This is a genomic window from Vreelandella piezotolerans (assembly GCF_012427705.1).
Lineage (GTDB): Bacteria > Pseudomonadota > Gammaproteobacteria > Pseudomonadales > Halomonadaceae > Vreelandella > Vreelandella piezotolerans.
The window spans coordinates 619,077-645,196 of sequence record NZ_CP048602.1; the positions used below are offsets into that span (position 1 = coordinate 619,077).

22 protein-coding genes and 1 pseudogene are annotated in these 26,120 nt (G+C 60.0%); 11 read left to right on the top strand and 12 right to left on the bottom strand.

What is annotated here, in order from left to right:
- Window positions 1–21 precede the first annotated feature (21 nt).
- The 10 genes from GYM47_RS02870 to GYM47_RS02915 all read right to left on the bottom strand — a co-directional run bounded on the left by GYM47_RS02870 (window position 22) and on the right by GYM47_RS02915 (window position 14,522).
- A complete protein-coding gene (locus tag GYM47_RS02870) occupies window positions 22–1,071 on the bottom strand; it encodes an aminoglycoside phosphotransferase family protein (protein ID WP_153843471.1) in 1,050 nt (349 codons plus the stop codon).
- 201 nt (window positions 1,072–1,272) lie between these two features.
- Window positions 1,273–4,119, bottom strand: coding sequence for a valine--tRNA ligase (locus GYM47_RS02875; RefSeq protein ID WP_153843472.1), 2,847 nt, complete (start codon window positions 4,117–4,119; stop codon window positions 1,273–1,275).
- Between the two features lie 106 nt (window positions 4,120–4,225).
- Window positions 4,226–5,542, bottom strand: coding sequence for an HlyD family type I secretion periplasmic adaptor subunit (locus tag GYM47_RS02880; RefSeq protein ID WP_153843473.1), 1,317 nt, complete (start codon window positions 5,540–5,542; stop codon window positions 4,226–4,228).
- Window positions 5,539–7,677 (bottom strand): type I secretion system permease/ATPase, encoded by a 2,139-nt coding sequence (locus tag GYM47_RS02885; protein ID WP_153843474.1) that lies wholly within the window; start codon window positions 7,675–7,677, stop codon window positions 5,539–5,541. Before GYM47_RS02885 ends, GYM47_RS02880 begins: the two co-directional genes overlap by 4 nt.
- Entirely contained in the window at window positions 7,664–9,091 is a 1,428-nt protein-coding gene (locus GYM47_RS02890) for a TolC family protein (RefSeq protein WP_153843475.1), read from the bottom strand. The genes GYM47_RS02885 and GYM47_RS02890 overlap by 14 nt, the downstream gene beginning before the upstream one ends.
- Window positions 9,092–9,125: 34 nt before the next feature.
- Entirely contained in the window at window positions 9,126–9,905 is a 780-nt protein-coding gene (locus GYM47_RS02895) for a SapC family protein (protein ID WP_153843476.1), read from the bottom strand.
- 74 nt (window positions 9,906–9,979) lie between these two features.
- The gene (locus GYM47_RS02900; RefSeq protein ID WP_153843477.1) at window positions 9,980–11,158 is read right to left on the bottom strand and encodes an MFS transporter; all 1,179 of its coding nucleotides are present in this window, start codon (window positions 11,156–11,158) and stop codon (window positions 9,980–9,982) included.
- 55 nt (window positions 11,159–11,213) lie between these two features.
- Window positions 11,214–11,645: a DNA polymerase III subunit chi gene (locus GYM47_RS02905; RefSeq protein ID WP_153843478.1), complete on the bottom strand. Its 432-nt coding sequence runs from the start codon at window positions 11,643–11,645 to the stop codon at window positions 11,214–11,216.
- Window positions 11,646–11,725: 80 nt separating this feature from the next.
- Window positions 11,726–12,847 (bottom strand): branched-chain amino acid aminotransferase, encoded by a 1,122-nt coding sequence (locus tag GYM47_RS02910; protein ID WP_153843479.1) that lies wholly within the window; start codon window positions 12,845–12,847, stop codon window positions 11,726–11,728.
- A gap of 154 nt (window positions 12,848–13,001) precedes the next feature.
- The gene (locus GYM47_RS02915) at window positions 13,002–14,522 is read right to left on the bottom strand and encodes a leucyl aminopeptidase (RefSeq protein WP_153843480.1); all 1,521 of its coding nucleotides are present in this window, start codon (window positions 14,520–14,522) and stop codon (window positions 13,002–13,004) included.
- A gap of 134 nt (window positions 14,523–14,656) precedes the next feature.
- Between GYM47_RS02915 and lptF the strand changes: the two genes are divergently transcribed.
- The 5 genes from lptF to bfr all read left to right on the top strand — a co-directional run bounded on the left by lptF (window position 14,657) and on the right by bfr (window position 18,347).
- Window positions 14,657–15,736 (top strand): LPS export ABC transporter permease LptF, encoded by a 1,080-nt coding sequence (lptF, locus tag GYM47_RS02920; protein ID WP_139528359.1) that lies wholly within the window; start codon window positions 14,657–14,659, stop codon window positions 15,734–15,736.
- Window positions 15,737–15,741: 5 nt separating this feature from the next.
- Window positions 15,742–16,806 (top strand): LPS export ABC transporter permease LptG, encoded by a 1,065-nt coding sequence (lptG, locus tag GYM47_RS02925; RefSeq protein ID WP_153843510.1) that lies wholly within the window; start codon window positions 15,742–15,744, stop codon window positions 16,804–16,806.
- A 34-nt stretch (window positions 16,807–16,840) separates the two neighbouring features.
- Window positions 16,841–17,314, top strand: coding sequence for an RDD family protein (locus GYM47_RS02930; RefSeq protein ID WP_230834473.1), 474 nt, complete (start codon window positions 16,841–16,843; stop codon window positions 17,312–17,314).
- Between the two features lie 157 nt (window positions 17,315–17,471).
- Entirely contained in the window at window positions 17,472–17,678 is a 207-nt protein-coding gene (locus GYM47_RS02935; protein ID WP_139528361.1) for a (2Fe-2S)-binding protein, read from the top strand.
- Between the two features lie 183 nt (window positions 17,679–17,861).
- Window positions 17,862–18,347 carry a bacterioferritin gene (bfr, locus tag GYM47_RS02940; RefSeq protein WP_139528362.1) on the top strand — a complete coding sequence of 162 codons (486 nt, stop codon included), beginning with the start codon at window positions 17,862–17,864 and terminating at the stop codon, window positions 18,345–18,347.
- A gap of 113 nt (window positions 18,348–18,460) precedes the next feature.
- On the opposite strand, the gene GYM47_RS02945 is transcribed toward bfr, so the two are convergent.
- Window positions 18,461–19,930, bottom strand: a complete 1,470-nt coding sequence (locus tag GYM47_RS02945; protein WP_153843481.1) for a carbon starvation CstA family protein — start codon at window positions 19,928–19,930, stop codon at window positions 18,461–18,463.
- A 200-nt stretch (window positions 19,931–20,130) separates the two neighbouring features.
- Window positions 20,131–20,664, bottom strand: a complete 534-nt coding sequence (gene sodC, locus GYM47_RS02950) for a superoxide dismutase family protein (RefSeq protein WP_139528368.1) — start codon at window positions 20,662–20,664, stop codon at window positions 20,131–20,133.
- Between the two features lie 267 nt (window positions 20,665–20,931).
- On the opposite strand from sodC, the gene GYM47_RS02955 reads away from it, so the two are divergent.
- The 6 genes and pseudogenes from GYM47_RS02955 to GYM47_RS02980 all read left to right on the top strand — a co-directional run bounded on the left by GYM47_RS02955 (window position 20,932) and on the right by GYM47_RS02980 (window position 26,116).
- The gene (locus GYM47_RS02955) at window positions 20,932–21,705 is read left to right on the top strand and encodes a pseudouridine synthase (RefSeq protein WP_153843482.1); all 774 of its coding nucleotides are present in this window, start codon (window positions 20,932–20,934) and stop codon (window positions 21,703–21,705) included.
- Window positions 21,706–21,713: 8 nt separating this feature from the next.
- Window positions 21,714–22,562: a tRNA cyclic N6-threonylcarbamoyladenosine(37) synthase TcdA gene (gene tcdA / locus GYM47_RS02960; protein ID WP_153843483.1), complete on the top strand. Its 849-nt coding sequence runs from the start codon at window positions 21,714–21,716 to the stop codon at window positions 22,560–22,562.
- Window positions 22,559–22,777, top strand: coding sequence for a DUF1653 domain-containing protein (locus tag GYM47_RS02965; RefSeq protein ID WP_153843484.1), 219 nt, complete (start codon window positions 22,559–22,561; stop codon window positions 22,775–22,777). Before tcdA ends, GYM47_RS02965 begins: the two co-directional genes overlap by 4 nt.
- A gap of 166 nt (window positions 22,778–22,943) precedes the next feature.
- Complete coding sequence (locus tag GYM47_RS02970; protein ID WP_153843485.1) at window positions 22,944–23,852, top strand: MBL fold metallo-hydrolase; 909 nt, start codon at window positions 22,944–22,946, stop codon at window positions 23,850–23,852.
- A 33-nt stretch (window positions 23,853–23,885) separates the two neighbouring features.
- Window positions 23,886–24,314: a protein tyrosine phosphatase family protein gene (locus tag GYM47_RS02975; protein WP_153843486.1), complete on the top strand. Its 429-nt coding sequence runs from the start codon at window positions 23,886–23,888 to the stop codon at window positions 24,312–24,314.
- A 69-nt stretch (window positions 24,315–24,383) separates the two neighbouring features.
- Window positions 24,384–26,116: pseudogene (locus GYM47_RS02980) on the top strand (SulP family inorganic anion transporter).
- The last annotated feature ends 4 nt before the right edge of the window (window positions 26,117–26,120 follow it).

A 26,120-nucleotide genomic window follows, 5' to 3' on the forward strand; every position in this document is an offset into this window, starting at 1 on the left:
ACACCTCATCAAATCAGTTGGTTATAGAGCGGTTTGTAGGCACTGAAGTTCACTGTGAACATGGTCGATAATGGGCAGTGAGAGGTAGTGTTCCACGCGGTCGCGCACGTGGTCGATCACGGCGGCATCGGTGAGCTCCGCCGACCAATCCTCTCCCCGGCGCTCGCTATCCTGGCGTTGCAGGTGCTGAGCGCGCCACTTGGCACACCACGTCAGCGACCATAGCCACGTCGCGCGCCGACAGGCAATTAGCGTATTCACGCTGGGAAGCACGATATCAGGCGTGGCGGCCATGGCCGTCTGCCAGCGGCGATAGAACGCAATGACCTCGTCCAAGCTGAGCACCGCCTGGCTGTTAAGGTCCCAGGTGGTCGAGGTGTAGAGTGAGGTATGGGCTAAATCGATGCCCGGCAGTCCGTAGCGGCATTTTTCGAGATCGACGAGTATGGCGCGCCCCTGGTCCTTGACCAAAAAATTGCCGGGGTGGGTATCGAAGCTGATCAGCGTAGCGGCGGCGTCATCCAGCGTGCTGGGCAGTAAATCCAGCTCCTGTTGAATACGCAGATGAATGCTGCTGGGAAGCTGGGCGTCGTCGAGCCATTTTGCCTGCAGAGACACTTCTTCCACCATGGCCTGCCAAGGTGATTTGGGGGCCAGTAACGGCGGGCGGTGGCGAGGCAGCGGCTGGCGGTGCAGGCTGGCGAGGGTGTCGGCAATGGCAGGCAGGTCCTGGGGAAGTTCGGCCAAGCGCCCGCGAATTGCCTCGACCAGCAGCGCGCCGCGTGGTAGCGATTCGCTGGGCGGTAGTACGCCCTGCAACCGAGGCGTATGTCCGCCTTGGCTGGCCCGTTCATAGCAGGCGGCTTGATAGGCCAAGTTCTCTTCTGGCGGCAGATTCATCTGGCTCTGTTTGGGCAGCCGAGCCACCCAGTCATCGGCGTCTCGGTGGATCCACACGTGGTCGTGTGCTAGGCCCGTATCCGCCATGGGCGTCAGCGAACGGTAGTCGATCTTTGCTTGCTGCAGCGTACTGCCCAATGCCTTCAGGCGCGCCTCAGAGAGTGTCGGCATAAAGCGTTCCGTGTGATTGACGAGAGGTCATGTCATGAATGGTCGACGCGTGCGACTGTCAGTCAGTGACAGCATGACGTTTAACCTTACACGGTTCGTCATAAAAAACGATGGCCATGCAGGTCGTCGCGTGAAAAAGGCGATGTAGATACGACAACGGCACCCAGTAGGTGCCGTTGTGAGACTGTCATGAGCGGGGGATTACATCGCGGCAATCTTCGCTTGCTGCTCTTCCAACAACTTTTTGGCGGACTGGTACTCTGCCAGTTTGCCGCGCTCCTTCTCGATCACGGCGTCGGGGGCTTTGGCAATGAAACCTTCGTTGCTCAGTTTCTTCTCGATACCGCCGATGAGCTTATCCTGCTTCTCGATCTCTTTGGCGAGGCGGGCAAGCTCCGCGTCTTTATCGATCAGGTCTGCCATCGGTACCAACACTTCCATATCGCCGACCAGCTGGGTGGCCGAAAGCGGGGCGTCTTCTGGGTTGGCCAGCCAGGTCACGCTCTCCAGTTTCGCCAGCTTGGCCAGGAAGCGGCGGTTCTGCTCCAGGCGCTCGGCGTCCTCGGGCTGGCCTTTGGTCAGCAGCACGTCCAGCGGCTTACCAGGGGCAATGTTCATCTCGGCGCGGATGTTGCGCACGGCGATGATCACGCCTTTCAGCCATTCGATGTCGCGGGTGGCCTGCTCGTCGATCTTGCTATCGTCGGCTTCCGGCCACGCCTGGTGCATGATGGAGGCGCCGTCGCCCATGTAGGTGCCCGTCAGGGGAGCCACCCGCTGCCAGATCTCTTCCGAAATGTAGGGCATCATCGGGTGGGCCAGGCGCAGAATGGTTTCCAGTACCCGCACCAGGGTGCGGCGGGTGCCGCGTTTGGCTCTATCGCTGGCCGCCTCGTCCCAGAGGACCGGCTTGGAAAGCTCCAGGTACCAGTCGCAGTACTCGTTCCAGACGAACTCGTAAAGTGCCTGGGACGCGTGGTCGAAACGGTACTCGTCCATGGCTTTGGTGACCTGCGCTTCGGTTTTCTGTAGCTGGGAGATGATCCAGCGGTCCGCCAGCGAGAGCTCCACTTCCTCGCCCAAGGTGCCACAGTCCTCGCCCTCGGCGTTCATTAGCACGTAGCGCGAGGCGTTCCAGAGCTTGTTACAGAAGTTGCGGTAGCCATCCAGGCGGTTCATGTCGAACTTGATATCGCGCCCGGTAGTGGCCTGTGAAAGGAACGTAAAGCGCAGCGCATCGGTGCCGTGGGGCTCGATGCCGTCTTTAAATTCCTCTTTGGTGGCTTTGGCAATCGCCTTGGCTTTCTGGGGCTGCATCATGTTGCCGGTGCGCTTTTCCAGCAGCGCGTCCAGGCTGATGCCGTCGATCAAGTCGATGGGGTCCAGCACGTTGCCCTTGGACTTGGACATCTTCTGGCCCTGACCATCGCGTACCAGGCCGTGGACGTAAACGGTCTTGAAGGGGACTTCACCGGTAAATTTCAGCGTCATCATGATCATCCGGGCGACCCAGAAGAAGATGATGTCGAAACCGGTGACCAGCACGCTGGAGGGGTGGAAGGTTTCCAGCTCCGGCGTTTTCTCCGGCCAGCCGAGGGTGCCAAACGTCCATAGGCCCGAGCTGAACCAGGTGTCCAGCACGTCTTCGTCCTGGGTCAGTACGACGTCAGCGCCGAGGCCATGCTTCTCGCGGGCTTCCTCTTCAGTTCGAGCCACGTACACATTGCCGTCGGCGTCGTACCAGGCAGGAATGCGGTGGCCCCACCACAGTTGGCGGGAGATACACCAGTCCTGCAGGTCGCGCATCCAGGCGAAATACATGTTTTCGTAGTTCTTCGGCACGAACTGAATGTCGCCGTTCTCCACCGCCTCGATGGCGGGCTTGGCGAGGCTCTCTACGGCCACGAACCACTGGTCGGTCAGCAACGGCTCGATGACATCGCCGGAGCGGTCGCCGTAGGGCAGGGTATTGTTGACGCTCTCTACCTGTACCAGCAGGCCGAGGGCCTCCATGTCGGCGACGATCTGCTTGCGTGCTTCGAAACGATCCAAGCCAGCGTATTTCGCGGGCAGGGTGGCATCTTCATCGGGCTGCGGCTGACCTTTCAGGTCGAAGATTTCCGCCTGCTCGAGGATCGTTGCATCTTTGGTGAATACGTTGATCAGCAGGTGGTTCTGACGCTTGCCGACTTCGTAGTCGTTGAAGTCGTGGGCCGGGGTAATCTTCACACAGCCCGAGCCTTTCTCCATATCGGCGTGCTCGTCCGCCACGATGGGGATGCGGCGGCCTACCAGCGGCAGCTCGATGAACTTGCCGACCAGGGAAGCATAGCGCGCATCCTCCGGGTTGACGGCCACGCCGGTATCGCCCAGCAGGGTTTCCGGGCGGGTGGTGGCGACCACCACGTAATCCTTGCCGTCGTCGGTCTTGACGCCGTCGGCCAGCGGGTAGCGGAAGTGCCAGAAGCTGCCCTGCTGCTCTTTGTTTTCCACTTCCAGGTCGGAAATAGCGGTGTGTAGCGTCGGATCCCAGTTGACCAAGCGCTTGCCGCGATAGATCAGTTTCTCTTCATGCAGGCGCACGAAAACTTCTTGAACCGCTTTATAGAAGCCATCGTCCATGGTGAAGCGCTCACGGCTCCAGTCGACGCTGGCGCCCATGCGGCGCAGCTGTCGGGTAATGTGGCCGCCGGACTCCTCCTTCCACTCCCACACTTTATCGATGAACGCTTCGCGGCCGAGGTCATGGCGGGTTTTGCCTTCCTCGGCGGCAATTTTACGCTCCACCAGCATCTGCGTGGCGATACCGGCGTGGTCGGTGCCTACCTGCCACAGGGTGTTGTTGCCCTGCATCCGCTTCCAGCGCGTCAGGGTATCCATGATGGTGTCCTGGAACGCGTGGCCCATATGTAGGCTGCCGGTGACGTTGGGCGGCGGAATCATGATCGAAAAGGGCTTGCCGCGGCCAGATGGGGCGAAGCGGTTATCGGCTTCCCAGCGTTCGTACCAGCGGGTTTCGATCTGTTCGGGTTGGTAGGTCTTTTCCATGGGGAGTCGGCTCACGGCTTGCAAAAAATGGTGGCAAGTATAGCGCGAACGCCCTGCGCTCGTCAGGGGCGTTGCGCTTTGCTTGTATGGGCGCTCGATTCGGTGATCAGTCGCGCAGGGCGCGGTCGCGAACTTTTACCACCGGCTCCATCAGGTAATCCAACACGCTGCGCTTGCCGCTGAGAATGTCGATCTCTGCCACCATGCCGGGCATGATATCCAACGGCTGGTTATCGGCGTCGTAGAGATAACCGTCGGTACGCACTTCCACGGGATACATCAGCTCGCCGCTCTCCGGCATCTCGACCGCGTCGGCGGCGATGGTGACCAGCTCGCCATCCAAGCCGCCGTAGCGGGCAAAATCATAGGCGGTCAGTTTCACTTTGACCGGCTGGCCGGGGTAGAGAAAGGCGATGTCGGACGGGCGGATATGCGCTTCTACCACCAGAGCATCGTCGGCGGGCACTACTTCCACCAGCGGCTCGCCAGAACCTGCCACCCCGCCCACGGTACTGATATGGACTTGATTGACCACGCCATCCACCGGCGAGCGAATCGTGGTGCGGGCGACCTGATCGGCGCGCCCTGGCAGGGTTTTTTGCAGCTCGGCGACATGGGAGGTCGCTTCGGCCAACTGAGCTAACGCATCGGCTTCGAAGGCGTTGCGTGCCGCCACTTTACGATCTTCGATTTCCGCAATGGACGCCTCGGCGCGGGCCACCGCGCTCTGTTGACGGGCCACTTCACCTCGCAGCTCGTTGAGCGATTGGCGTACCCGCAGTAGCGAGGTTTCCGGTTCGATGCCGCGCTGGGCCAGCGGTTGGATGATCGCCAGCTCCTGTTCGGCTAGCTGGACGCCTGAGCGTGCCGTGCTAAGGGCGGCTTCCAGCTCCGCTGTCTCTTGGCGTCGCTGGTAGCCCTGCTGCTCCAGCACCTGTAGCTCTGCGTTTAGCTCTAGTTGGCGGCCATGGAAAAGCCGCGTTTCACTGGCGGCCACGCTGGGGGCTGCTTGGCTCAGAGCGTCATCCAGCGCCAGCGGCGTCTGGTTGATTTCGGCCTCTAAGCGCTGGATACGCAGCTGGAGCGAACGCAGGCGCTGGAGGCTTTCCTCGTAGTCACCCTCGAGGGTACCACCGCTGAGCACCATGAGCGTATCGCCTTGGGCGACCGTATCGCCCCGGCGCACGTTGATCTCCGTGACCACGCCGCCCTCCAGGCTTTCGACCACTTGCAAGCTGCGTGAGGGCACGACTTTGCCCTGGCCGCGGGTGACTTCATCGACTTCCGTGAGATACGCCCAAATGAAACCAATCAGCAGAAACGCGATGATCGTGAGCAGAAGTAGGCTACTGCCGATGGGACGCTTGGCACGTCCATGGCGTACGAAGTGCTCGAAATCCAGTTGAGAAGTAGGACGATTCACTGAGTAGTTCCTTCACGCGAACGGTGGGGGGCGGCTTCCACAGGGCGCATGACCTGAGCTTTGGGGCCATCGGCCACGATCTGGCCCTGGTCGAGAATGACCACGCGATCCACCAGCTCCAACAGGCTGGTACGGTGGGTGACCACCACCAGCGTTTGTGCTGTGCTCGCGGCTTTCAAGCGCGCAATGACCTCTTTTTCGGTTTGGATGTCCATGGCGCTGGTGGGCTCATCCATCAGCAGAATGGGCGGCGCGCCCAGCAGGGCTCTGGCCAGACAGATCAGCTGGCGCTGACCGCCGGAAAGTCCCTCGCCGCGCTCGCCAATCGGCATGTCGTAGCCTTTCGGGTGGCGGGCAATGAAGTCATGGGCTCCGGCAAGTTTCGCGGCGTTGAGAATCTGCTCATCGGTGGGGTGGTGGGCTCCAATGGCAATGTTTTGCCGCACGGTGCCGGAGAAGAGCCAGGCTTCTTGTAGAACGCTGCCAATGTTGTGGCGTAAATCCGCAGGGTCGATTTGGCGAAGGTCGGTATCGTCGACCAGCACGGCACCCTGTTCCGGTGGGTAAATGCCCAGCAGCAGACGTGCCAGCGTACTCTTGCCGGAGCCGACGCGGCCAAGCAGGGCGACTTTCTCGCCGGGCTCGATGGTCAGGTTGATATTTGCCAGCGCAGCGGTGGTTTGCTCGGGGTAACGGAAGCTGACGTCCTGCAGGCGCAGCTTGCCTTCCAGCGTGGGACGGCTGAGGTAGTGGCGGCCTGCCGGGCGCTCGGAGGGCATGTTCATCAGCTGGTCGAGCGCGCGGTAGGAGGTACGCGCTTGGTTGATGCGGGTCATGGTTTGCGCCAGCTGTGCCAGCGGCGCCAGCGCGCGCCCAGTGAGAATGACGCAGGCAATCATGGCCCCCATGGAGATCGTGCCAGCGCCCACCAGAAAGACCCCGTACACCACGATGCTCACCTGGGCGGCCTGCTGGGCAAAGGCGGTGGCGTTGAGGGCGAACTGCTGAATCGCGCGACCTTGACGCCCTACAGTCGACTGCTGGTGCACGCTCTCTTCCCAACGTTTGCGAATCATCGGTGCTGCGCCGCTGGCCTTGATGGTCTCCAAGCCCGCAACGGCCTCGATCAACACGCCCTGCTTGGAGCGGCTCTCTTCAAAGGCTTGACCAGAAAGACGTTTGAGAAACGGCTGAACAGCAATGCCGATCAGCAATACGAGGGGAACGGCGATCATCGGGATGAGGGCCAGCGGCCCGCCGATCAGATAAATCACGCCAATGAATAGCAGGATGAACGGTAGATCGACGATGGCGACCAGCGACGCCGAGGCGAAGAAATCGCGCAGCGTCTCGAACTCTCTGAGGGTATTGGCAAAGCCGCCGGTGGAGCCGCGCTTGGCACTCATTTGCAGGTTGAGCACGTGATCAAAGATACGCCGCCCCATGCGTAAGTCTGCTTCCTGGCCAGCCCGTTCGATAAACAGCTGACGCAGGGTTTTTACCGCAAAATCGAACAGCAGGGCGATACTCACACCGATGGTGAGCGCCACCAGCGATTCAACCGCTTCATTGGGTAGTACGCGGTCATACACCACCATGATGAACAGCGACGTGGCCAGGCCTAAAAAGTTGGTGAGCGCGGCGGCAATCACCACTTGGGTATACACCCAGCGATTCGAGGAGAGCGCACTCCAGAACCAGTGGCCGCCTTGAATGGCCGGTTCGCTATTCAAACTGACCGGACGGTAGCGGGCGCGTACGGCAATCAGGTGGCCGATATACGCCTCTTCAAGGGCGCTTACATGGGTTTCGACGGGCTGTTTACCCAGGGCCGGATCAAACAGCGCGAAGCGATTGTCATCGATACGCTCGATGAGGACCACCGCGCGGCCATTTTTCAGCAGCGCCACTGCAGGCAGCAGGGAGTTACCCAGCGTGGCGAGAGGATGCTCGCCCAGTGCGGCGACCATGCCATGGCGTTCGGCGGCATCAATGAAGCCATCAGGTGTCAGTGGGGATTCGTTGCCTACTCGGTGAGCACGCACGGCAGCTTCGGAAACGGGCAGCGCTAGATGGGCGGCCACGAAGGTCAAGCACTGCTCTAGATCGTCCTGATAGGGGTTAGCGGCGTTCAAGGTGAATCTCCATCACATCCAGCAGTTCACCAGTGACCGCGAGCTGCTGGAAAGCGGCCTGTTCCCAGCGCACCCGGCGGTTGATCAGCTCCAGCGCGGTTTGAAATAAGTCGCGCTGGGCGTCGAGCAAGTCGTTGATGCTGCTGCGGCCAACGGCAAACTGCTCGCGATAGGCCAGTAGGGCCTCCTCTTCGGCGGCGAGCGTGGCGGTTTGCGCTTCCAGCTCCGCACGACGGGTGCGGGTATCGGTGTAGGCCGAGCGGACTTCGCGCTCTAACTCACGGCGCAGCGCTTGCTGCTCGTACTGGCTCTGCTGCTGGCGTTCGACCGCTTGAGCAACCCGCGAGGAGGTGGCGCCGCCGCTGTAGGGGGTGTAGTCGACATTGAAAAGTAGCGCGACGTCGTTATCGGATTCGTTGAAATCGTTCACATCGAACTGACGGCCCTCGACCGCCACGCTTAGGCTGGGCAGGCGGGCATTACGGGTGGCCTGGGCCTCGGCATCGCTGGCTTCACTGGTGAGCGTTTGGCTGCGCAGCGCGGCGTTTTTCGCCAGCGCTCTGTCCAACAGGCGGTCTGCGTTGGCATCGCTCAATAGCGCGGCACCCTGGGGCAGCGCGAGTACATCCGGCGTGGAGAAAAACGCTTCCTGATACACGTTGATCGCTCGGGCCAGCTCGCCCTCCAGTGTGACCAAGCGTGATTCGGCGTCGCTCAATCGGCTTTGCGCGCGCAGTACGTCGGCCCGCGAGCCAGCGCCCGCCTCACGGCGTAGGCTCACGTCTTCAAAAATACGCTGATGCTGCTCAAGATTATGCTCGGCCAGTTGGCGCTGGGCGGTCAAGCGGGCCACATCCAGGTAAGCGTTCACCGCGTAGAGGACTTCCTCTTCAACGCTAGACTGGGACTGCCAAAACGCCGCTTCTGCGCTGAGATCGGCGGCGCGAACGCGTTCGCGACTCGCGCCGAAATCCAGCAGTAGCTGGCTCAGCGTGACCACGGCATCGACGCGCGAGCCGCGATCGGGCAGTGATTCAGTACGCTGGAGGTCGTTGCGGTACTCGAGGCCTGCGTTCACCTGCGGGCGGCGCACCGCGCGCACTTCGTCAATGCGCAGCACGGATTCCCGCTCTCGAGAGCGCTGAGCCAGAATGCCGGGCTGCTGCTCGATGGCTTGCTGAATTTTTTCACGTAACGCGATCAGCGCCATAGAACTGCCTGTCGCCTCACTGGCTTGCCATCGCAAGCGGTCGAGGAGCTCTTGGAGCTCGGGCGAAAACGCCGGGCCATCCAGAGAGGAAGCGGGCAAGGCGGCCGTCTCGGCCAGTGGCTCCTCCAGCACGGGTTGCGCCATCAGTGGGGGGCTGACCAGCAGTAGGCCGAGTATGAGCGACCTGGTTACGTTCACATTCATTATCGTTCCTGAAGAGCATCGGTACTTAGCGCGTTTAGGTAGCGCTCGGCCAGTCATATTCGGCTTCGCTGCTCAGCGCTTCTTGCCATTGGGCAAGGGGGTCTGAGGAGTGCGTCGAAGGCTCTGCCGTCGCCTTGCGTTGCCGATAGAGCTGCAAACGGCCAAGCTGCTGTTGCGATTGCAACAGAGCGTACACCAAAGGAACGGCGCCCAATTGCCAGAAAAGCCCTATTTGTTTGGCAGAAAGGGCCTGCCAAGCGCGCTCGTCGATTTGATACAGCGGTGTGCTGCCTTGATAGCCGTGGGGCTGCCAGGGCGTCAGCAGTGCCGACTTGGATAGCGCGGTAATACGCGTGGAAAGCCGCTGACAGCCTTGCTCACGCTGCTGTAGAAATGCCAGCACTTGGGCGGGAAAGCGGGCAAGCTCCCCGTGCTGGTTGAAAAAAGGCTCGGCATCCAGGCGCTCGACGACATAGGGCGAGTGCTGGTCGATGCACAGTCTACCGGGATAGTCAGGGTGCAGCCCAAACGGGTGGCTGCGCAGCGCGGCAGGCACGTAGGCGGCCCGAAAGCGGCCTTGGTCATCCACCAGAAGGTTCTGGCCATCTTCCAGTCCCAGCAGCGCAACAGCCTGCCAACCTGCGCCCGTGTCCGCCAGCGCGATGGGAAAGTTAGCCGCCGCATGGCGCAGCTCAGCGTCTGCCAATGCGACTTGGGTAGTGGTTTGCGCAAAGTGGTAGGCGGTAAAACGCTGCCACATTAAACCGCCGTGGTGCTCTGGGTTGAGCGGCACCCACTGGGCAGCGTGATTCATGGCGACAACCTTCTGTGATCGGGCGTTGAGGGGTAATAAACGGTAAGGCACCTTACCAAACGTCGCTTCTACCGTCAGCGGGTGATCAGTCTACGCATCGTGATGAGGCCAATGATCGGCCCAGGCAGCAGCCACCAAATCACCAAAGGCCCCTGGTTGGCCCATAGTGCCGTGACCAGCGCAATGGAGGGAATCGTCAGGCCAAAGCCAATCGCATTCATCATGGCCAGCGCGGCGCCCAGTCGCTCCGGCGGTGCGCTGGCAGACGCCAGGGCAGAGAACTGCGCTGAGTCGGCGATCACGCTCACGCCCCAGAGGGCAAGCAGGGCCAACAGCAGCCAGGGCGACAGGCCGCCTAGCAGCGGATAGGCAAGGCACAGCGTGCCAGAGACCGCCAGTGCGATAAACGCGACCCGTGCGCTACCGATGCGTCGGCTCCACCGGCCTGCCATCACGCAGCCGGGAAGCCCCAAGGCGATGACCGCGAAGCTTAGCCACGGCTGCAAGCCAGGGGCCGCGCCCAAGCGCTCCAACTCCCTGGTGACTAAAAAGGGCACCAGCGCCCAGAGGGCGTAAAGCTCCCAGCAGTGGCCGAAGTAGCCCAGCGCGGCGGCGCGGAAGTTCTTCTCTTTGAATGCGGCAAGCCCCGCCCAAGGTCGCCCGCCGTTGGCCTTGGCAGGCAGATGTGGCCCCACGCCTAGTTGGAAAATCATCAGCGCTGCCAGAAGAGCAAGGGCAGAGGCCAATAGCAGTGGCCACTGCCAGGGAAGATGCAGGGTGAGCCCGCGCAGCAGGTGCGGCGAAGCAATGCCAAGGGTGAGCATGCCGACCAACCAGCCAAGCGTCGAGCCTGCGTGGGTGGGCGTCCAGCTCACCACTAGCTTCATGCCCAGCGGATAGATGCCCGCAAGACAAAGCCCGACCAAAAAGCGAGCCCCTGCCGCCAACGTGACGTTATCCGCCACGCTGATGAACGCCGCGTTGATCAGCGCGCCGAGTACGGCAGACATCGCAAACAGGTGGCTGGCGCGCACTCGGTCGGCCAAGCCCGTGGTCGCAATCAGCAGGGTGCCGGTAATAAACCCCGCCTGCACAGCGATAGTAAGCAGCCCGAGGTCGCTTTCGCTAAGGCCCACGGCTTCCTGCAGCGCTAAGCCAACGCCGTTAACGCTAAACCATAGCGAGGTGCCAAACAGTTGGGCAATGACGATGACCGCTAGCGGCGTGCGGGCTAACAAGGTATGGGAAAGCATCGGCCGTCTCATCCATTGAGTTGTTGTTATGGAGGGCTTTCAAGTCGTTGGACACTTATCCCAATTTATGCGGCACGACCTCATGCCCCAGCGCCTTGTAGCGTTGCCAGCAGGCACGCTTGGCGACCAGTACCTGCTGGTGCTGGTTGATGATTTCCGCGACGCGGGCGTAACGCTCGACCCCATCGGGAATGTCAGGGTGAAGATTCAGCAGGGCGGTGTCTGCCTGCGGGCTGGGCAGGGTTTGCCAGCCAAGGGTAATGGGCACGCTGTCAGCCAAGTCGCTGTCTTCCAGCGCATGGGGAAGGTAGGCGTCCTCGCGGAACTGCCACAGAGCGTCGTCGGCCTGCTCGGCCAGCGCTTTGTCTTCGCAGTGCAGGTGCAGCCGATAGCCCTTGCGGTGGATGGTCTCGGCGAGCTTACAGGCGAACTGCAGGCGGGCTTCTAGGGTGGTGTCGGGCAGAATATAAAAATCGATGCGTGCCATGGTGGCTCCAGCGGTGTCAACGCGCCTGGCAACCTAGCCGCCACGGTGCGAGTGGCGGCTAGGTTTGTAACGCTAGGGGATTATACCAAGCGGGTCAGCCAGCCGTACTTGTCATCACTGCGGCCGTATTGAAGGTCGAGCAACGTCTTGCGGATGCGTTTGGCCACTTCACTGTTGCCATTGCCCTGCAAACGAATGCGCTCGTTCTCCGTGACCAGCTCACCCACCGGCGTGATGACCGCTGCCGTGCCACAGGCGAAGACTTCGGTAATCTCTCCAGAGGCGGCACCTTCGCGCCACTCGTCGATGCTGATGGCGCGCTCTTCCGGTGTCAGTCCCGCGTCTTTGGCCAGGGTCAGGACGGAATTACGCGTCACGCCTTCCAGAATGGTATCGGTCAGGCGCGGTGTGACGATGCGGCCGTCTTTGTAAACGAAGAACAGGTTCATGCCGCCCAGCTCTTCGATCCACTTGTTTTCTGCAGCGTCGAGGAAGGCAACCTGGCTGCAGCCGTTGGCGGCGGCCTCTTTTTGGGCGGCCAGCGAGGCGGCGTAGTTGCCCCCGCACTTGGCAAAGCCAGTGCCGCCGGGGGCCGCACGTTTGTAGTGGGAGGAGAGCCAGATGGAGACCGGCTCGATGCCGCCTTTGAAATAGGCGGCCGCCGGGGAGGCGATCACGTAGTAGTCGACTTCATGAGCTGGGCGTACGCCAAGGAAAGCCTCGGAGGCGATCATGAACGGGCGTAGGTAGAGGCTGCACTCGTCGGCGTCGCTGGCGGGCGTGGGCACCCAGGCGTGGTCTTGCGCCAGCAGCGCTTTCAGTGAGCCGATGAAATCGTCATCCGACAGCTCGGGCAGCGCTAAGCGGCGGGCGCTACGGCGGAAACGCTCGGCGTTCTTCTCGGGGCGGAAGGTCCAAATCGAGCCGTCGGCATGGCGATATGCTTTGATACCCTCGAAAATTTCCTGGCCGTAGTGCAGCACGGAAGCGGCGGGGTCGAGGGTCAGTGGGCCGTAGGGGCGCACTTGGTGGCCGTGCCAATCGGCATCGACGGTCCAGCGCACGTGGGCCATATGGTCGGTGAAATGTTTACCGAAACCTGGATTTTGCAGAACGTTGTCGCGGATCTCATCGGCCATCGGCTGGTTGGTCGGCAGGATCTCAAAGCGTGTTTCTAACTGGGCATCTGAAGCTGTGGGCACGGCGTGTTCTCTCCGCTAGAGCCAAGCCCCGAAGGGCATCTATTAAGCGTATCGTTTGGACAGCGTGTGCCAGCCTATCCAGGGCACACGCTCATGCGTTCAGGTTTAACGGTTGCGTCAACGAAAGGCAACCATTGTTGGCCGGTTTGTGGGATTAGGCCTCGCCATTTTCGACTTGGGCGTCGGCTTCACGGTCCAGCAGATACTGGGTGAGCAGGCCCACTGGGCGGCCGGTGGCGCCTTTCTGCTTGCCGGAGTGCCACGCCGTACCTGCGATATCCAGGTGCGCCCAGGGGAAGTGGTCGGCAAAGCGCGATAGGAAACACGCCGCGGTGATGGTGCCGGCCGGTCGGCCACCGATGTTGGCCAAATCGGCGAAGTTGGAGTCCAACTGCTCCTGGTACTCATCCCACAGTGGCAGATGCCATGCCCGGTCCCAGGCGACTTCACCGGCCTCTAACAAGTCGAGGGCGAGATCGTCGTCGTTGGAGAGCAGGCCGGTGGCGTGGTGGCCCAGGGCAATAATGGCCGCACCCGTCAAGGTGGCGATATCCACCACGCTGGCGGGGGTGAATCGCTCGGCGTAGGTGAGGGCATCGCACAGTACCAAACGGCCTTCGGCATCGGTGTTGAGCACTTCGACCGTCAGGCCCTTGAGGGTCTTGATGATATCGCCCGGCTTGGTAGCGGCGCCGTCGGGCATGTTTTCGGCAGCGGCGACGATGAACACGGCGTTGAGCTTGGGCTTGATCGCCAATATGGCGTTGACCGTGCCAAACACGCTGGCCGCGCCGCCCATATCGAATTTCATCTCATCCATGCCCTCGCCGGGCTTCAGCGAAATACCGCCGGTATCGAACGTGATGCCTTTACCGATCAATACATGGGGCGCTTCATCGGGGTCGTCGGCGCCCTGGTACTTCATCACGATGAGGCGCGACGGCTCGGCGCTGCCGCGGCCAACGGATAGCAGCGAGTGGGCGCCAAGGGCTTCAAGTGCCTCTTCGTCTAGGATGTCGACGGCCAGCGCGCCTTGGGAATCGCGTCCCAGCGCTTGGGCCTGCTCGGCGAGGTAGCGCGGCGTACATACATTGCCCGGCAGATTGCCCAGCGTACGGGTGACGTTGATGCCTTGGCCAATGGCAATGCCGAGTGCGGCCCCCTGTTTGGCGAGCGGCGCATCATTGGCATCGCTGACGATCAGCGTCAGTTTGGCCAGGCTCGGCGCTTTGGCTGGCGACGACTTGAACTGATCGAAGCGGTAAATAGCACGCTCGGCGGCCTCGAGGGTCTTGCGCGCTTTCCAAACGGCGTCTCGATCATCGATCAGTACGTCGGTAAAGGTGACGCTGGCTTCGTCGACGGGCAGTTTGATCAGCGCTGCCATGGCGGTGTCGAGGGCTTTAATAAAAGCGGCTTCCTGGCATTTATCGCGCTCACCCAAACCCACCAGCAGAATACGCTCCGCCCCTAGCCCCGGTGCAAACGGCACGAGCTGCACGTTACCCAGTGCGGCGTCGAAGTCGCCGCGCTCCAACAGTTGGCCGATCAAGCGCTCGCTGGCGTCGTCTAATTTGGCCACGGCAGGCAGTAAGTCGCTACCTTTATAGACAGGGAGAACGAGGCAAGCCGTTTCGGCTTTGGCGGGGTTTGCGGTCTGAACGGAAAATTCCATGACGTCTCCAACAAGACAAGCAACGAGTGATTCGGGATAATGCCCCGTTATTTAGTGTTTGCTACCAGTTAGATTAGTGTACCCAAGCCATGGGCGCATTGCATGGCCACCTGCACCACTAGTCGGAGAGCGCGTTGATTCTATTCCGGTACTTAACTCGTGAAGTGTTACTGACCATGTCTGCCGTGGCGGGCATCCTGCTGCTGGTGATTATGGGCAGCCGCTTTATCCGCTATTTTTCGGATGCTGCCGAGGGGGATTTCCCGGTCACGATACTCGGCAGCCTGATGCTGTTTCACTTGCCCGGCTTCATGGAGCTGATCCTGCCGCTGTCGTTTTTTCTCGGCATTCTGTTGGCCTATGGGCAGCTCTATATGAACAGCGAAATTACCGTGATGGTGGCGTGTGGCATGAGTCCGACGCGGCTGTTTCGCGTGACGCTACTACCCGCTACGGTAGTGGCCGTGCTGGTCGGTCTTTGCAGCCTATGGTTGACGCCTGCGGGGGCACTGCAAACCGAGGCGACCCTGGAAGAGCAGCGCAGCCGTTTGGACGTATCGGTGCTCGCGCCAGGGCGCTTCCAGGATTTTGGCGGAGGGCGCACGGCTTACATTACCGATTTCAGCAGCGACGGAACTCAAATGCAGGAAGTGCTGGTGCACGAGCAGCCCATGGCGGGGGCAGAAAAAACGCATAGCTACATCACGCGCGCGGGATCGGGCTACCAGGAAACGAACGTCGATACCGGCAGCCGTTTTCTCATTTTGGAAGACGGCGAACGCTACGGCGTAACGCCCGGACGCCAGGATGCCGAGCGTTTGACCTTCGAGCGCTACACGCTGCGTTTGGGACTTAGCCGAGATCGCCAGGAGCTGGATTCGTTGGAGTACGCCACGACCGCCGAGCTGTGGCAAGATCCCGATCCACGCGCTCAGGCACAATTTCAGTGGCGGGCAGGGTTGCCGCTCATGGTCTTCATCTTAGCGCTGTTGGCCCAGCCGCTGTCACGGGTAAACCCACGGCAAGGGCGCTTCGCAAAACTGTTGCCCGCTGTGTTTCTATACGTTGCCTATTTGAGTTTACTGCTTGCCGCTGTCGATGCGATTGGGAGTGGTTCTCTGGCCGTGGCGCTGGGTGTTTGGCCGGTGCATGCGCTGTTCTTGGGGCTCGGTGTGCTGCTGCTGTGGCACTCGCAACGAAAGGGAATGCGCTAATGCTGATCGCCATGGATCGAATGGATCGCTATATCGCCCGCAACGTCCTGGCTGCCATCGTGGTGGTGCAGTTCGTGCTGCTGGGGCTTGATATCACCATTGCCTATATCGGTGACTTAGGGGACACCCAGGGCGACTACAGCGCGCTGGACGTGTTGCTCTACTTGGGGATGCGACTCCCATGGCGCTTTTACCAGTACGCGCCGGTCGCCGTGCTGATTGGCGCACTCATTGGCTTGGGCAGCATGGCCTCCAGCAACGAACTGACGGTCATGCGCGCTGCTGGCCGCTCGCTGGCGCGCATCGTTTGGGGCGTGATGAAGCCCGTGCTGCTAGTGGTCATCGTGGTGCTGCTAGTAGCGGAGTTCGTTAGCCCCAAAACCGAGCAGTATGCCGAAGCGTGGCGATTGGAGCAGCGCCAAGGCGAGGGCGCCATGCTGACTACCCGCAGTGGCTGGCAGTTCGAAGGCGATAGCGTCTACCGCTTTGGGGCCATTCGAGCGGATAACGTGGTGCTGGACTTAACCCGCTACCGCTTCGACGAGCGCCGTCTCATCGAAGCGACCCATGCCAATCGTGCCCACTGGGAGGAGGGGGCATGGCAATTGGAAGGCGTGACCATGACACGTATTTTCGATAACCGCACGGAGTCGGCGTATCAACCGAGTGCGGCATGGGAAACGGCGCTCACCCCGACCCAGTTGGAGCGGCTGCTACGTGACATCGAAAGCCAGGCGCCCAGCGAGCTATGGGCCTACGCCAATTTCCTCCAAAGCCAGAACCTTCAGGCAGACCAGCCGCTGCTCTATTTCTGGCAAAAGGTATTGATGCCGCTCACCATGGGGTCGCTCGTGCTGATTGCCGCCTCGTTCGTGTTTGGGCCACTGCGCTCGGTGGCAGCGGGTACGCGGGTTTTTTATGGCGTAGTGACCGGTCTGGTGTTCAAGTACGTGCAGGATTTGCTCGCCCCGGCGTCGACCATCTTTGGCTTTTCCCCTGTCTGGGCGGTGCTGGTGCCGACTCTTGCCTGTGCCGCGGTGGGCATCTATTTCTTGCGCCGAAATGGCTAAAGGCCGCGCAGACGCACATCAGGAGAATAGAGCAGTGACGACGCGACGTTTTACCCAGTTGGATGACGTTTGGCCCGCCGGCATAGGTCGCCGATTGGGCGCCATGCTGTACGACGGTTTTTTGGTGACGGCCATCTGGATCGCCGTCACCGTGGCTCACTTGGCCTTTTTCCGCTTCGTGCTGGGTCAAACGGCAGAAGAGATCGGTACCACGGCCTTCGACATCTGGAGCCTGCGGCTCATGCTGCTGTTTTTCGTGACGCTGTTCTTCGTCTACTCCTGGCGTCGAGGAGGGATGACGCTAGGTATGCAGGCGTGGCGGCTGCGGGTGCAAACGCTGGATGGCCATGCGATCACGTTAAAGCAGAGCCTGATACGCTGCGCGACGGCCTGGCTGTCCTTGGCGGCCTTCGGTATCGGCTATTGGTGGGTGCTGTTCGATGGGCAGCGTAGAAGCTGGCCAGACATTGCATCCAAGACCGAAACCGTGGTGCTTCCGAAAAAATAATTTTGGGCGTTTTTATTGAAAATAGCTCACCCGTCAACGGGTTATCGTATGTCTCAATGGGCTTAAGGCGAATCGATACTAAAGAACAACGTTTTCTACTTGAAAAGATGTATGCGAATCATTTACATTCATCTCATGATTTTTATGAGGTGTCGCCATGTACGTGTGTGTGTGCAAGGGAGTAACCGATCATCAGATTCGCCAGCAGATTAGCGATGGAGCGCGCAGCTGGCGAGAAGTGCGCGAAGCCACTGGCTGCGGCACCCAGTGTGGTAAATGCGCCTGCTTCGCCAAATCCCTCACCCGCGAGGCCGTTCAGGCCGTACGCGCCGAGTCTGATATGAGTCTCGCTTACGCCGTATGACGCGAATCACTCTTGTTAGACTTATCGTTAGCAAATAACTGATTTGCTTGAATTTTTGTCGTCACGACTGATACTCTCGACAGCATTGGGAGTTAGCCTTTTTATGGCCTATACTCCTTGATTAATGTAAGAGTACGCTGCAAAACAGTACGTTATTGATCAATACGCTAAAAAGGTGACGGCATGAAAGGCGATCCGAAAGTAATTCAGCATCTCAATATCGCGCTTGGCAACGAGCTCGTGGCGATCAACCAGTACTTTTTGCACGCCAAAATGTACAAAGACTGGGGCCTCAAAGTACTTGCTAAATGGGAGTATGATGAATCCATCGAAGAGATGCAGCACGCCGATAAGCTGATCGAGCGCATTCTGTTTTTGGAAGGTATCCCGAACCTTCAAGATCTCGGCAAGCTGCATATCGGTGAAAACGTCAAAGAGATGCTCGAGTGCGATTTGAAGATCGAGCACGACGGCCGCAACGACTACATTGAGGCCATCACCTACTGTGAGAGCGTCAAGGACTACGTGACCCGCGATTTGCTTCGCGATCTGCTGGCCGACGAAGAGGGTCACATCGATCACATCGAAACCCAGCTGCAACTCATCGATCAGGTCGGTATCCAAAACTACCTGCAAAAACATATGGCACTGGCCACTGACGAAGAGTAAGACGTCGTCCGCTTGGCAGTAGGCGATTAAGCGCCGAGCGCTAGCTAATACAAAACGGGCAGCCCCTTGGGGCTGCCCGTTTTGCGTTTCAATGCAAAGTGTTGACCTGATATTTATCGACTGCTCGTGGCCAGCGTAGCGTCTTGATCCAGCGCACCAGGCACCGGCTCATCCACGCTAAACGTGGCGCGGCTCAGGCGGCGTACCCGTTTCATAAACAGCGCGATACAGACCAGCGTGCCAAGGGCGGCGACGATATAGCTGGTTTGCAGCGGCAGATTAAAGCCAATCGGTGCATAGGCCAGGTAAGTGAAGGTTGCCATGGTCATGAAGACTGCCGGGATGGACGTGATCAGGTACGGCTTACGCGAGAGCACAAGGTACATGGTGCCCGTCCAGAGCGCGATCACGGCGGTGGTTTGGTTGGCCCAGGAGAAGTAGCGCCATAGCAGCGTGAAGTCCATATGTGTCAACGCGTAGGACGCCACGAACAGCGGCAGCGCAATCACGATGCGCTTGACGATGGGCTTCTGCTCTACCTTCAAATAATCGGCAATGATCATGCGCGCGCTGCGAAACGCCGTATCACCCGACGTGATGGGCAGCACGATGACACCCAATACGGCCAGCGTGCCGCCCACGGCGCCTAGCATGGTGGTCGAGACTTCGCTGACCACAGCGGCTGGGCCGCCTGCCGCCAACACGTCAGACAACGACTGCTCGCCCTGGAAAAGACTCATGGCGGCCGCCGCCCAAATCATGGCAATCACGCCTTCGGCAATCATCATGCCGTAAAAAATCTTACGCCCGTTGGTTTCATTTTCAGTGGTGCGCGAAATGATCGGCGTTTGGGTGGCGTGGAAGCCCGACAGCGCGCCGCAGGAAATGGTCAAGAACAGCAGTGGGAAGATCGGTGCGCTATCCGGGTGCATGTTCTGGAATGACAGCTCAGGGATCGGCGCGCCCGTGACGACCAAGCCAATGCCGATGCCTGCGGCGCTAAACAGCAAAAGTGCTCCGAAGTAGGGATAAATACGCCCAATGACTTTATCGATGGGCAGTAGCGTTGCGATCAGGTAGTAAGCAAAAATCGCCAGGATGATCAGTGTCAGCGATAGCGATGTCATGTTGGCCAACAGCGCCGCAGGCGACGTGACGAACACGGTGCCCACCAACAGCAGTAACAAGATCGCAAAGCCGTTGACCACGTGCTTCATCGTTTTGCCCAGGAACTTACCCGCCAGTTGGGGAAGGTGAGCACCGTGGTTGCGAATGGAGATCATGCCGGTCAGGTAGTCGTGAACCGCACCTGCGAAAATGCAGCCAATCACGATCCATACAAACGCCACCGGGCCATAGAGCGCCCCCAGGATAGGGCCGAAAATGGGGCCTACCCCGGCAATGTTCAGCAGCTGAATGAGCGAGTTGCGCGTGGTATTCATCGGTACATAGTCGATGTCGTCGCGCATACTGAACGCCGGTGTTTGACGCTTACGATCGGCGACAAACACGCGCTCGACGAACTTGCCGTAGGTAAAGTAACCCACGACTAATAGCACTATCGAGAGAATGAACGTAATCATAAAAAGCACTCAACTGGTCAGGGAGGGTGTCAAGCGAACGGCTAGGCAGCAAGCCACGCTTATTTAGCCGGGGTGAATGTACAGAGACGTGTCGATAAGTGCTTTACGACTTTAGTGGTCTGCGACGTTAGTCGCTGATACACAAAATAAAATGGGCAGCCACAAGGCTGCCCAGTGCTAAACGTGGCCTTGATCGAGCGTTAAGAAGAGATCACGCCGCAAGCCATGCGTGCGCCGCCGCCGCCGAGATGAGGCTCATCTGCGTAGGTGTCGCCCCCGGCGTGAATCATCAGGCTGCGCCCAGGCATGTCTTCCATGCTCAAGCGCGGGGCCAGCACCGGCAGGTTGGCTTCACCGTCGTCATTTACCGTCAGCACGGGCAGGTCGCCCAAGTGGCCGTCACCGTAGGGGCCTTGGTGGGTGCCCGTCTCTTCAGGATCATAGTGGCCACCGGCCGATAGCGCGGCGGTCATTTCGCCGCTGTCGTTTTCAGCGGGCTCACAGCTGGCATTTTGGTGAACGTGAAAGCCATGAACGCCCGGTTCCAAATCGGTCAGCGAAGGCGTCAGCAGAACGCCGTGCTCGGTATGCTCGATGGCCACCGTGCCGATGGACTCCTCCACTCCGTCGGCGCTGACCTTATGCATCTCGACATCCAACGACTCGTTGGCGTGAGCCGCCGTGGCCAATAGCATACTCGCCGCGATACCGGTGAGGGGTAGTAGATAGCGCATCTTGGTTGCTCCTTTCCTTGTCCATGGAAGCCCTGCTCCAGGGCACTCTTTCAAGGTAGCTGCCTGCTGCCTCCCCTGCCAGAACGATGCGAGCCCTCGGTTGCGCTCGTGACCTAAGGGCTCAGCCACACGACAAGGAGAGCATGGGCGCGCTAGCGCAGCGTTACGTTCGCCCCAGCGGATGACATAAGCGCCCTAAGTCGCGACAATAGCCAGCGACGACATACCCCTATTGCCGTGTTCTCGGCCTACGTTGCGAGGAGACCCATGCAGCCACTCACCATCCTCTATCAGGATGAGCATCTTGTAGCGGTGCATAAGCCGTCCGGCCTATTAGTGCACCGCTCAGCGTTGGCGCGTGGAGAAACCGAGTTTCTGCTCCAGCGCCTGCGCGACCAGCTGGCCAAGCGGGTTTACCCAGTACATCGGCTGGATCGGCCGACCTCCGGCGTCATGGTGTTTGGCCTCTCCTCCGAGGCCGCCGCCCTGCTCAGCGAGGGCTTTAGCGAACGCCAGGTGGAGAAGCGCTACCTCGCGGTAGTACGCGGTAAAGCACCGGAGCAGGAGCGGCTGGACTACCCGCTCAGGGAGGAGGACGGCACGCGCCCCAAGGCGGAGATGCCTGCCATGCCCGCGATGACCGATATTCGCCGCTTGGATAGCGTCGAGCTGCCGGTGCAGGTAGACCGCTACCCGGTGGCGCGCTACTCGTTAGTAGAAGCACGGCCGCTGACCGGTCGGCGACACCAAATACGCCGCCACTTATCTCGCCGTGGCTACCCGATCATTGGCGACGCCAAGCACGGTAAAAGTGTCCACAATCGCTTTTTTGCCGAGCAGCTGGCTGCCCCTCGGCTGCTGCTCGCCGCCACCTATTTAGCGTTCGATCATCCGCTGTTGGGTAAGCGTATTCAGCTCAGCTGCGCCGTGGATGAGACGATGAAAAATCTGTTCGAGCAGTTTGGCTGGCAGGGGCATCTACCTCTAGATAGCGTGCGAACGCCGCCCATCGCCACGCCTTCTGCCCTGCAAGCCCTGTGAGCCAGCCCATGTCATTGAATGAATCCACGACTTCCTCTAGCGATTATGACTTCCGTTTTGGCGGTATTCGGCGCCTTTACGGCCAGCGTGCGGCGCAGGCATTTCGCCGTGCCCACGTGGTGGTGGTCGGGGTCGGAGGTGTGGGCAGCTGGACGGTCGAGGCGCTCGCTCGCTCGGGCATCGGCAAGCTTACGCTGATTGATCTGGACGACGTGTGTGTCTCCAATGTCAACCGCCAGCTCCACGCGCTGGATGGTACGATTGGCCAGCCCAAAGTAGACGTGCTAGCCGAGCGCTGCCGCCTGATTGCCCCCGAGATCGAGATCATCGCGGATACCGCCTTCGTCACGCCCACCAACCTGGCCGAACGCATACCCGACGATGCCGACCACGTGGTGGATGCCATCGACAGCGTCATCGCCAAGGCCGCGCTGATTGCCTGGTGCAAGCGGCGCAAAATCCCGATTACCGTCACCGGCGCGGCGGGCGGGCAGACCGACCCCACGCGCATTCAAGTGGCGGATTTGACCCGCACCGAGCACGACCCGCTGCTCTCCAAAGTGCGCTCAAGATTGCGCCGCGACTACGGCTTCTCCCGCAATCCCAAGCGGCGCTTCTCGGTGGAGTGCGTCTACTCCGATGAGCAGTTGATCTACCCCAGTGCCGACGGCGAAGTGTGCCTGCAAAAGCCCGGCAGCAACGAGGCTACACGGCTGGACTGCGCCTCTGGCTTTGGCGCGGCGACCTTTCTCACCGGGACCTTTGGCTTCGTGGCCGCCTCCAAAGTGTTGGAGCGCCTCGCCAAGAAAGCGAATCAGCCCTCCGCCACTCAAGCCATTCAAGAGGAAAACGAATGACCACTCCCGTTCCCGGTATTTACCGCCACTACAAAGGCAGCCTTTACGAAGTGATGGGCACCGCCCAGCACAGCGAAAGCGAAGAACCGCTGGTAGTCTATCGCGCGCTATATGGCGACTACGGTCTTTGGGTGCGCCCGCTGGCGATGTTCATGGAGAGCGTGACGAAAGAAGGGAACACCCAGCCGCGCTTTGCGTTGGAGAAAACGTTCTAGCCCGTATTGATTGCTCCATCGTCGCTCTTATTGTCGCCGCCCCCTGTTAGCAGGGAGGCGGCGTTTTTGTGGTTGTTATTGCTTATATTTCATAATCAGCTATCTTTATAACAATTTTTGGCGCTTTGGCGTCAGGCAACCCTACTCAAGTAGCCGGGAGATAAGCATGCAGACCTTTGCCCTTTCTCAAAGCACAGGCACAGGCTCACCTGATGTTGCGGGCTTTTTTGATCCACGTACCTTTAGCATCCAATACATCGTCAGCGACCCTGCCACCAAGCAGTGCGCGATTATTGATCCGGTGCTGGATTTCGACGAAAAGTCTGGCGCAACGGCCACCTTTTGCGCTGACGCGCTGTTGAAATATATCGAGGAAGAGGGACTGAAAGTGGCGTGGATTCTGGATACGCACCCCCACGCAGACCACTTTTCAGCAGCCCAGTACCTAAAACAGAAAACCGGCGCACCGACGGCGATTGGCCAGTACGTCACCCAAGTGCAGGCACTATGGAAGGAGATTTATCACTGGCCAGAGATGCCCACCGATGGCCGCCAGTGGGACACGCTGTTTGTGGAGGGCGATACGTTTGCCATTGGAGAACTCAGCGCCCGCGTGCTGCACTCGCCTGGCCATACGCTGGCCTCCATCACCTACGTCATCGGTGATGCCGCCTTTGTGCATGACACCCTTTTCCAGCCTGATTTTGGGACGGCGCGCGCCGATTTTCCCGGTGGGGATGCCAAGTCCCTATGGAACTCCATCCAGCAGATTCTCGCACTACCGGGCAATACGCGGCTGTTCACCGGCCACGACTATATGCCCGACGACCGTGAACCGCAGTGGGAGAGCAGCGTCAATGAGCAGCGAGCCAACAACCCGCACTTGGTAGGCAAAAGCGAGGAAGAGTACATCGCCCTGCGCCACAAGCGGGATATCGAGCTGCCCATGCCCAAGCTGATTTTGCACGCGCTGCAGGTGAATACTCGCGGCGGCCGTTTGCCGGAACCAGAAGCCAACGGCAAGCGCTATCTGAAAATCCCCCTGGATGCCCTGGAAGGTGCGGCCTGGGATTAAGGTTATCCAACCCAATAGGAGGTGTGCTCGGTCATGCAAACGAAGCCATTGGAGCCAGGCGTTGAGATCACCTCAGCGCTGGCGGTGGATGAGTTGGAAGAGGTAAAAGCGCGTGGTTTCAATGCGGTGGTGTGTAACCGCATCGAGGGTGAGAGCGAAGACTTTCCCGACGAGGCGCGCTATCGCGAAAAAGCCGAGCAGCTTGGCCTTGCCTGGGTGTATATCCCCGTGAAGCCAGGCGAGTACAGCGAAGCTGACATCCGCGCCTTTGCTGAAGCGCTCCAACAGCTGCCGCGCCCTCTCTTGGCGTTTTGCCGCTCAGGTAAGCGGGCCACACACCTGTGGGCCTACGCCAAGCGTCAGCACGAGCAGTGCGATTTGGCGGAACTGTTTACGGCGGCCCATGCGGCAGGGGTGGACTTGGAAGATCAGCGCCAAGGTCTTGAACGGAGCGTCCAATAAAAAGCGAAGATGAGTAAAACCCTAGTACGAAGGCCCCGTATCAGCAGATACCTATTATGAGACTGCATCATGAACATTGAGCGCTGGGTGCCGCTAATCGGCTGGCTGCGAACCTATCATCGGGGGTTGCTCACGCGGGATGTACTTGCCGCAGTGATCGTCACGCTGATGCTGGTGCCGCAAGCGCTGGCCTACGCCATGCTGGCAGGGTTGCCGCCGGAAATGGGGCTTTACGCCAGCATGCTGCCGCTGGTGCTATACGCCATCTTTGGCTCCAGCGCGAGTTTGGCCGTAGGGCCGGTGGCGGTGGCAGCACTGATGACGGCCTCGGCGCTGAGCAGTTTTGCCGCGCCGGGCAGCCCGGAGTATATCGGTGCGGCGCTGGTGCTTGCCGCGCTCTCTGGGCTGATTCTTATCGCCATGGGCGTGCTTCGGCTGGGCTTTTTAGTCAACTTTCTCAGCCATCCGGTGATTTCTGGGTTTGTGACTGCCTCGGGAATTTTGATCGCGATCAGCCAGTTGAAGCACATTTTTTGGGGTCGAAGCATCCGGCCATAACGTGGTGGAACTGCTGCGTGCGCTATTGGGCCAGTGGCAGCAGGTGAATGTCATAACGCTGCTCATTGGCCTTGGCGTTTGGGCGTATCTATGGGTGTGTCGCAAGCGTTTGAATGGCTGGCTGACCAAGCTGGGAATGCCTGCCAGTTGGGCAGGGTTAATGGTCAAAGCCGCGCCTATTTCGGCCGTGGTAGTGACCAACCTGTTGGCCTGGGGCCTCCAACTGGAGCAGCGCGGGGTCGATGTGGTGGGCTTTGTGCCCAGTGGCCTGCCTGCCATTACGCTGCCGAGTCTGGATCAATCGCTATGGCTCGGCCTGCTGCCGGCGGCGCTGCTGATCAGCTTGGTAGGGTTTGTAGAGTCGGTGTCCGTGGCGCAGACCCTGGCCGCCAAGCGCCGTCAGCGTATTGACCCTAACCAAGAGCTGATTGCGCTCGGTATGGCGAATCTTGGCGCTGGCGTTAGCAGTGGCTCGCCGGTTTCGGGCGGTTTTTCGCGCTCGGTGGTCAATTTTGAAGCCGGGGCGGCGACGCCGCTGGCGGGGGCTTTTACCGCGCTTGGGATTGTGTTGGCCACGCTGCTACTCACTGACTTACTGGCTTTTACCCACCGCCACGCTGGCCGCCACGATTATCGTGGCAGTGGGGACGTTGATTGATTTGCCTGCGGTAAAGCGGACCTGGCAATACTCCCGCAGTGACGGGGTGGCGATGGTCGCTACTTTGCTGCTGACCCTTCTGCACAGCGTGGAAGTGGGCATTATCAGTGGGGTGGTGCTCTCGCTGGGGTTACACCTTTACCGCACCAGCCAGCCCCACAGTGCGGTGGTAGGGCGGGTGCCGGGTACCGAGCATTTCCGTAACGTGAAGCGCCATCAGGTAGAAACCGACGAGCATGTGGCCATGCTGCGCATCGATGAAAGCCTCTATTTTGCAAACGCTCGCTATCTCGAAGATACCGTCATGGCGCTGGCTGCCCGCTCGCCGTCGATCAAGCACATTGTGCTCACCTGTCAGGCAGTGAATGTCATCGATGCTTCGGCCCTGGAGAGCCTGGAGGTCATCAACGGTCGGCTGAAAGACGCCGGTGCCATGCTCCACTTGGCCGAGGTGAAAGGGCCAGTGATGGATCGCCTAAAGCACACGGCGTTCTACCACGAACTCACCGGCCAAGTGTTCTTTACCACCTATGATGCTTGGCAGGCGCTGGCGCATCCGGCCAGTGCTGAGGTGGTGTCGGTGTGAAGTG

Excerpts from the sequence above, each read along its gene's own strand:
- GYM47_RS02870 (WP_153843471.1), bottom strand. The coding sequence starts at position 1,071 with ATGCCGACACTCTCTGAGGCGCGCCTGAAGGCATTGGGCAGTACGCTG.
- GYM47_RS02875 (WP_153843472.1), bottom strand. The coding sequence starts at position 4,119 with ATGGAAAAGACCTACCAACCCGAACAGATCGAAACCCGCTGGTACGAA.
- GYM47_RS02890 (WP_153843475.1), bottom strand. The coding sequence starts at position 9,091 with ATGAATGTGAACGTAACCAGGTCGCTCATACTCGGCCTACTGCTGGTC.
- GYM47_RS02895 (WP_153843476.1), bottom strand. The coding sequence starts at position 9,905 with ATGAATCACGCTGCCCAGTGGGTGCCGCTCAACCCAGAGCACCACGGC.
- GYM47_RS02900 (WP_153843477.1), bottom strand. The coding sequence starts at position 11,158 with ATGCTTTCCCATACCTTGTTAGCCCGCACGCCGCTAGCGGTCATCGTC.
- GYM47_RS02905 (WP_153843478.1), bottom strand. The coding sequence starts at position 11,645 with ATGGCACGCATCGATTTTTATATTCTGCCCGACACCACCCTAGAAGCC.
- GYM47_RS02915 (WP_153843480.1), bottom strand. The coding sequence starts at position 14,522 with ATGGAATTTTCCGTTCAGACCGCAAACCCCGCCAAAGCCGAAACGGCT.
- GYM47_RS02935 (WP_139528361.1), top strand. The coding sequence starts at position 17,472 with ATGTACGTGTGTGTGTGCAAGGGAGTAACCGATCATCAGATTCGCCAG.
- bfr (WP_139528362.1), top strand. The coding sequence starts at position 17,862 with ATGAAAGGCGATCCGAAAGTAATTCAGCATCTCAATATCGCGCTTGGC.
- GYM47_RS02945 (WP_153843481.1), bottom strand. The coding sequence starts at position 19,930 with ATGATTACGTTCATTCTCTCGATAGTGCTATTAGTCGTGGGTTACTTT.
- sodC (WP_139528368.1), bottom strand. The coding sequence starts at position 20,664 with ATGCGCTATCTACTACCCCTCACCGGTATCGCGGCGAGTATGCTATTG.
- GYM47_RS02955 (WP_153843482.1), top strand. The coding sequence starts at position 20,932 with ATGCAGCCACTCACCATCCTCTATCAGGATGAGCATCTTGTAGCGGTG.
- tcdA (WP_153843483.1), top strand. The coding sequence starts at position 21,714 with ATGTCATTGAATGAATCCACGACTTCCTCTAGCGATTATGACTTCCGT.
- GYM47_RS02965 (WP_153843484.1), top strand. The coding sequence starts at position 22,559 with ATGACCACTCCCGTTCCCGGTATTTACCGCCACTACAAAGGCAGCCTT.
- GYM47_RS02970 (WP_153843485.1), top strand. The coding sequence starts at position 22,944 with ATGCAGACCTTTGCCCTTTCTCAAAGCACAGGCACAGGCTCACCTGAT.
- GYM47_RS02975 (WP_153843486.1), top strand. The coding sequence starts at position 23,886 with ATGCAAACGAAGCCATTGGAGCCAGGCGTTGAGATCACCTCAGCGCTG.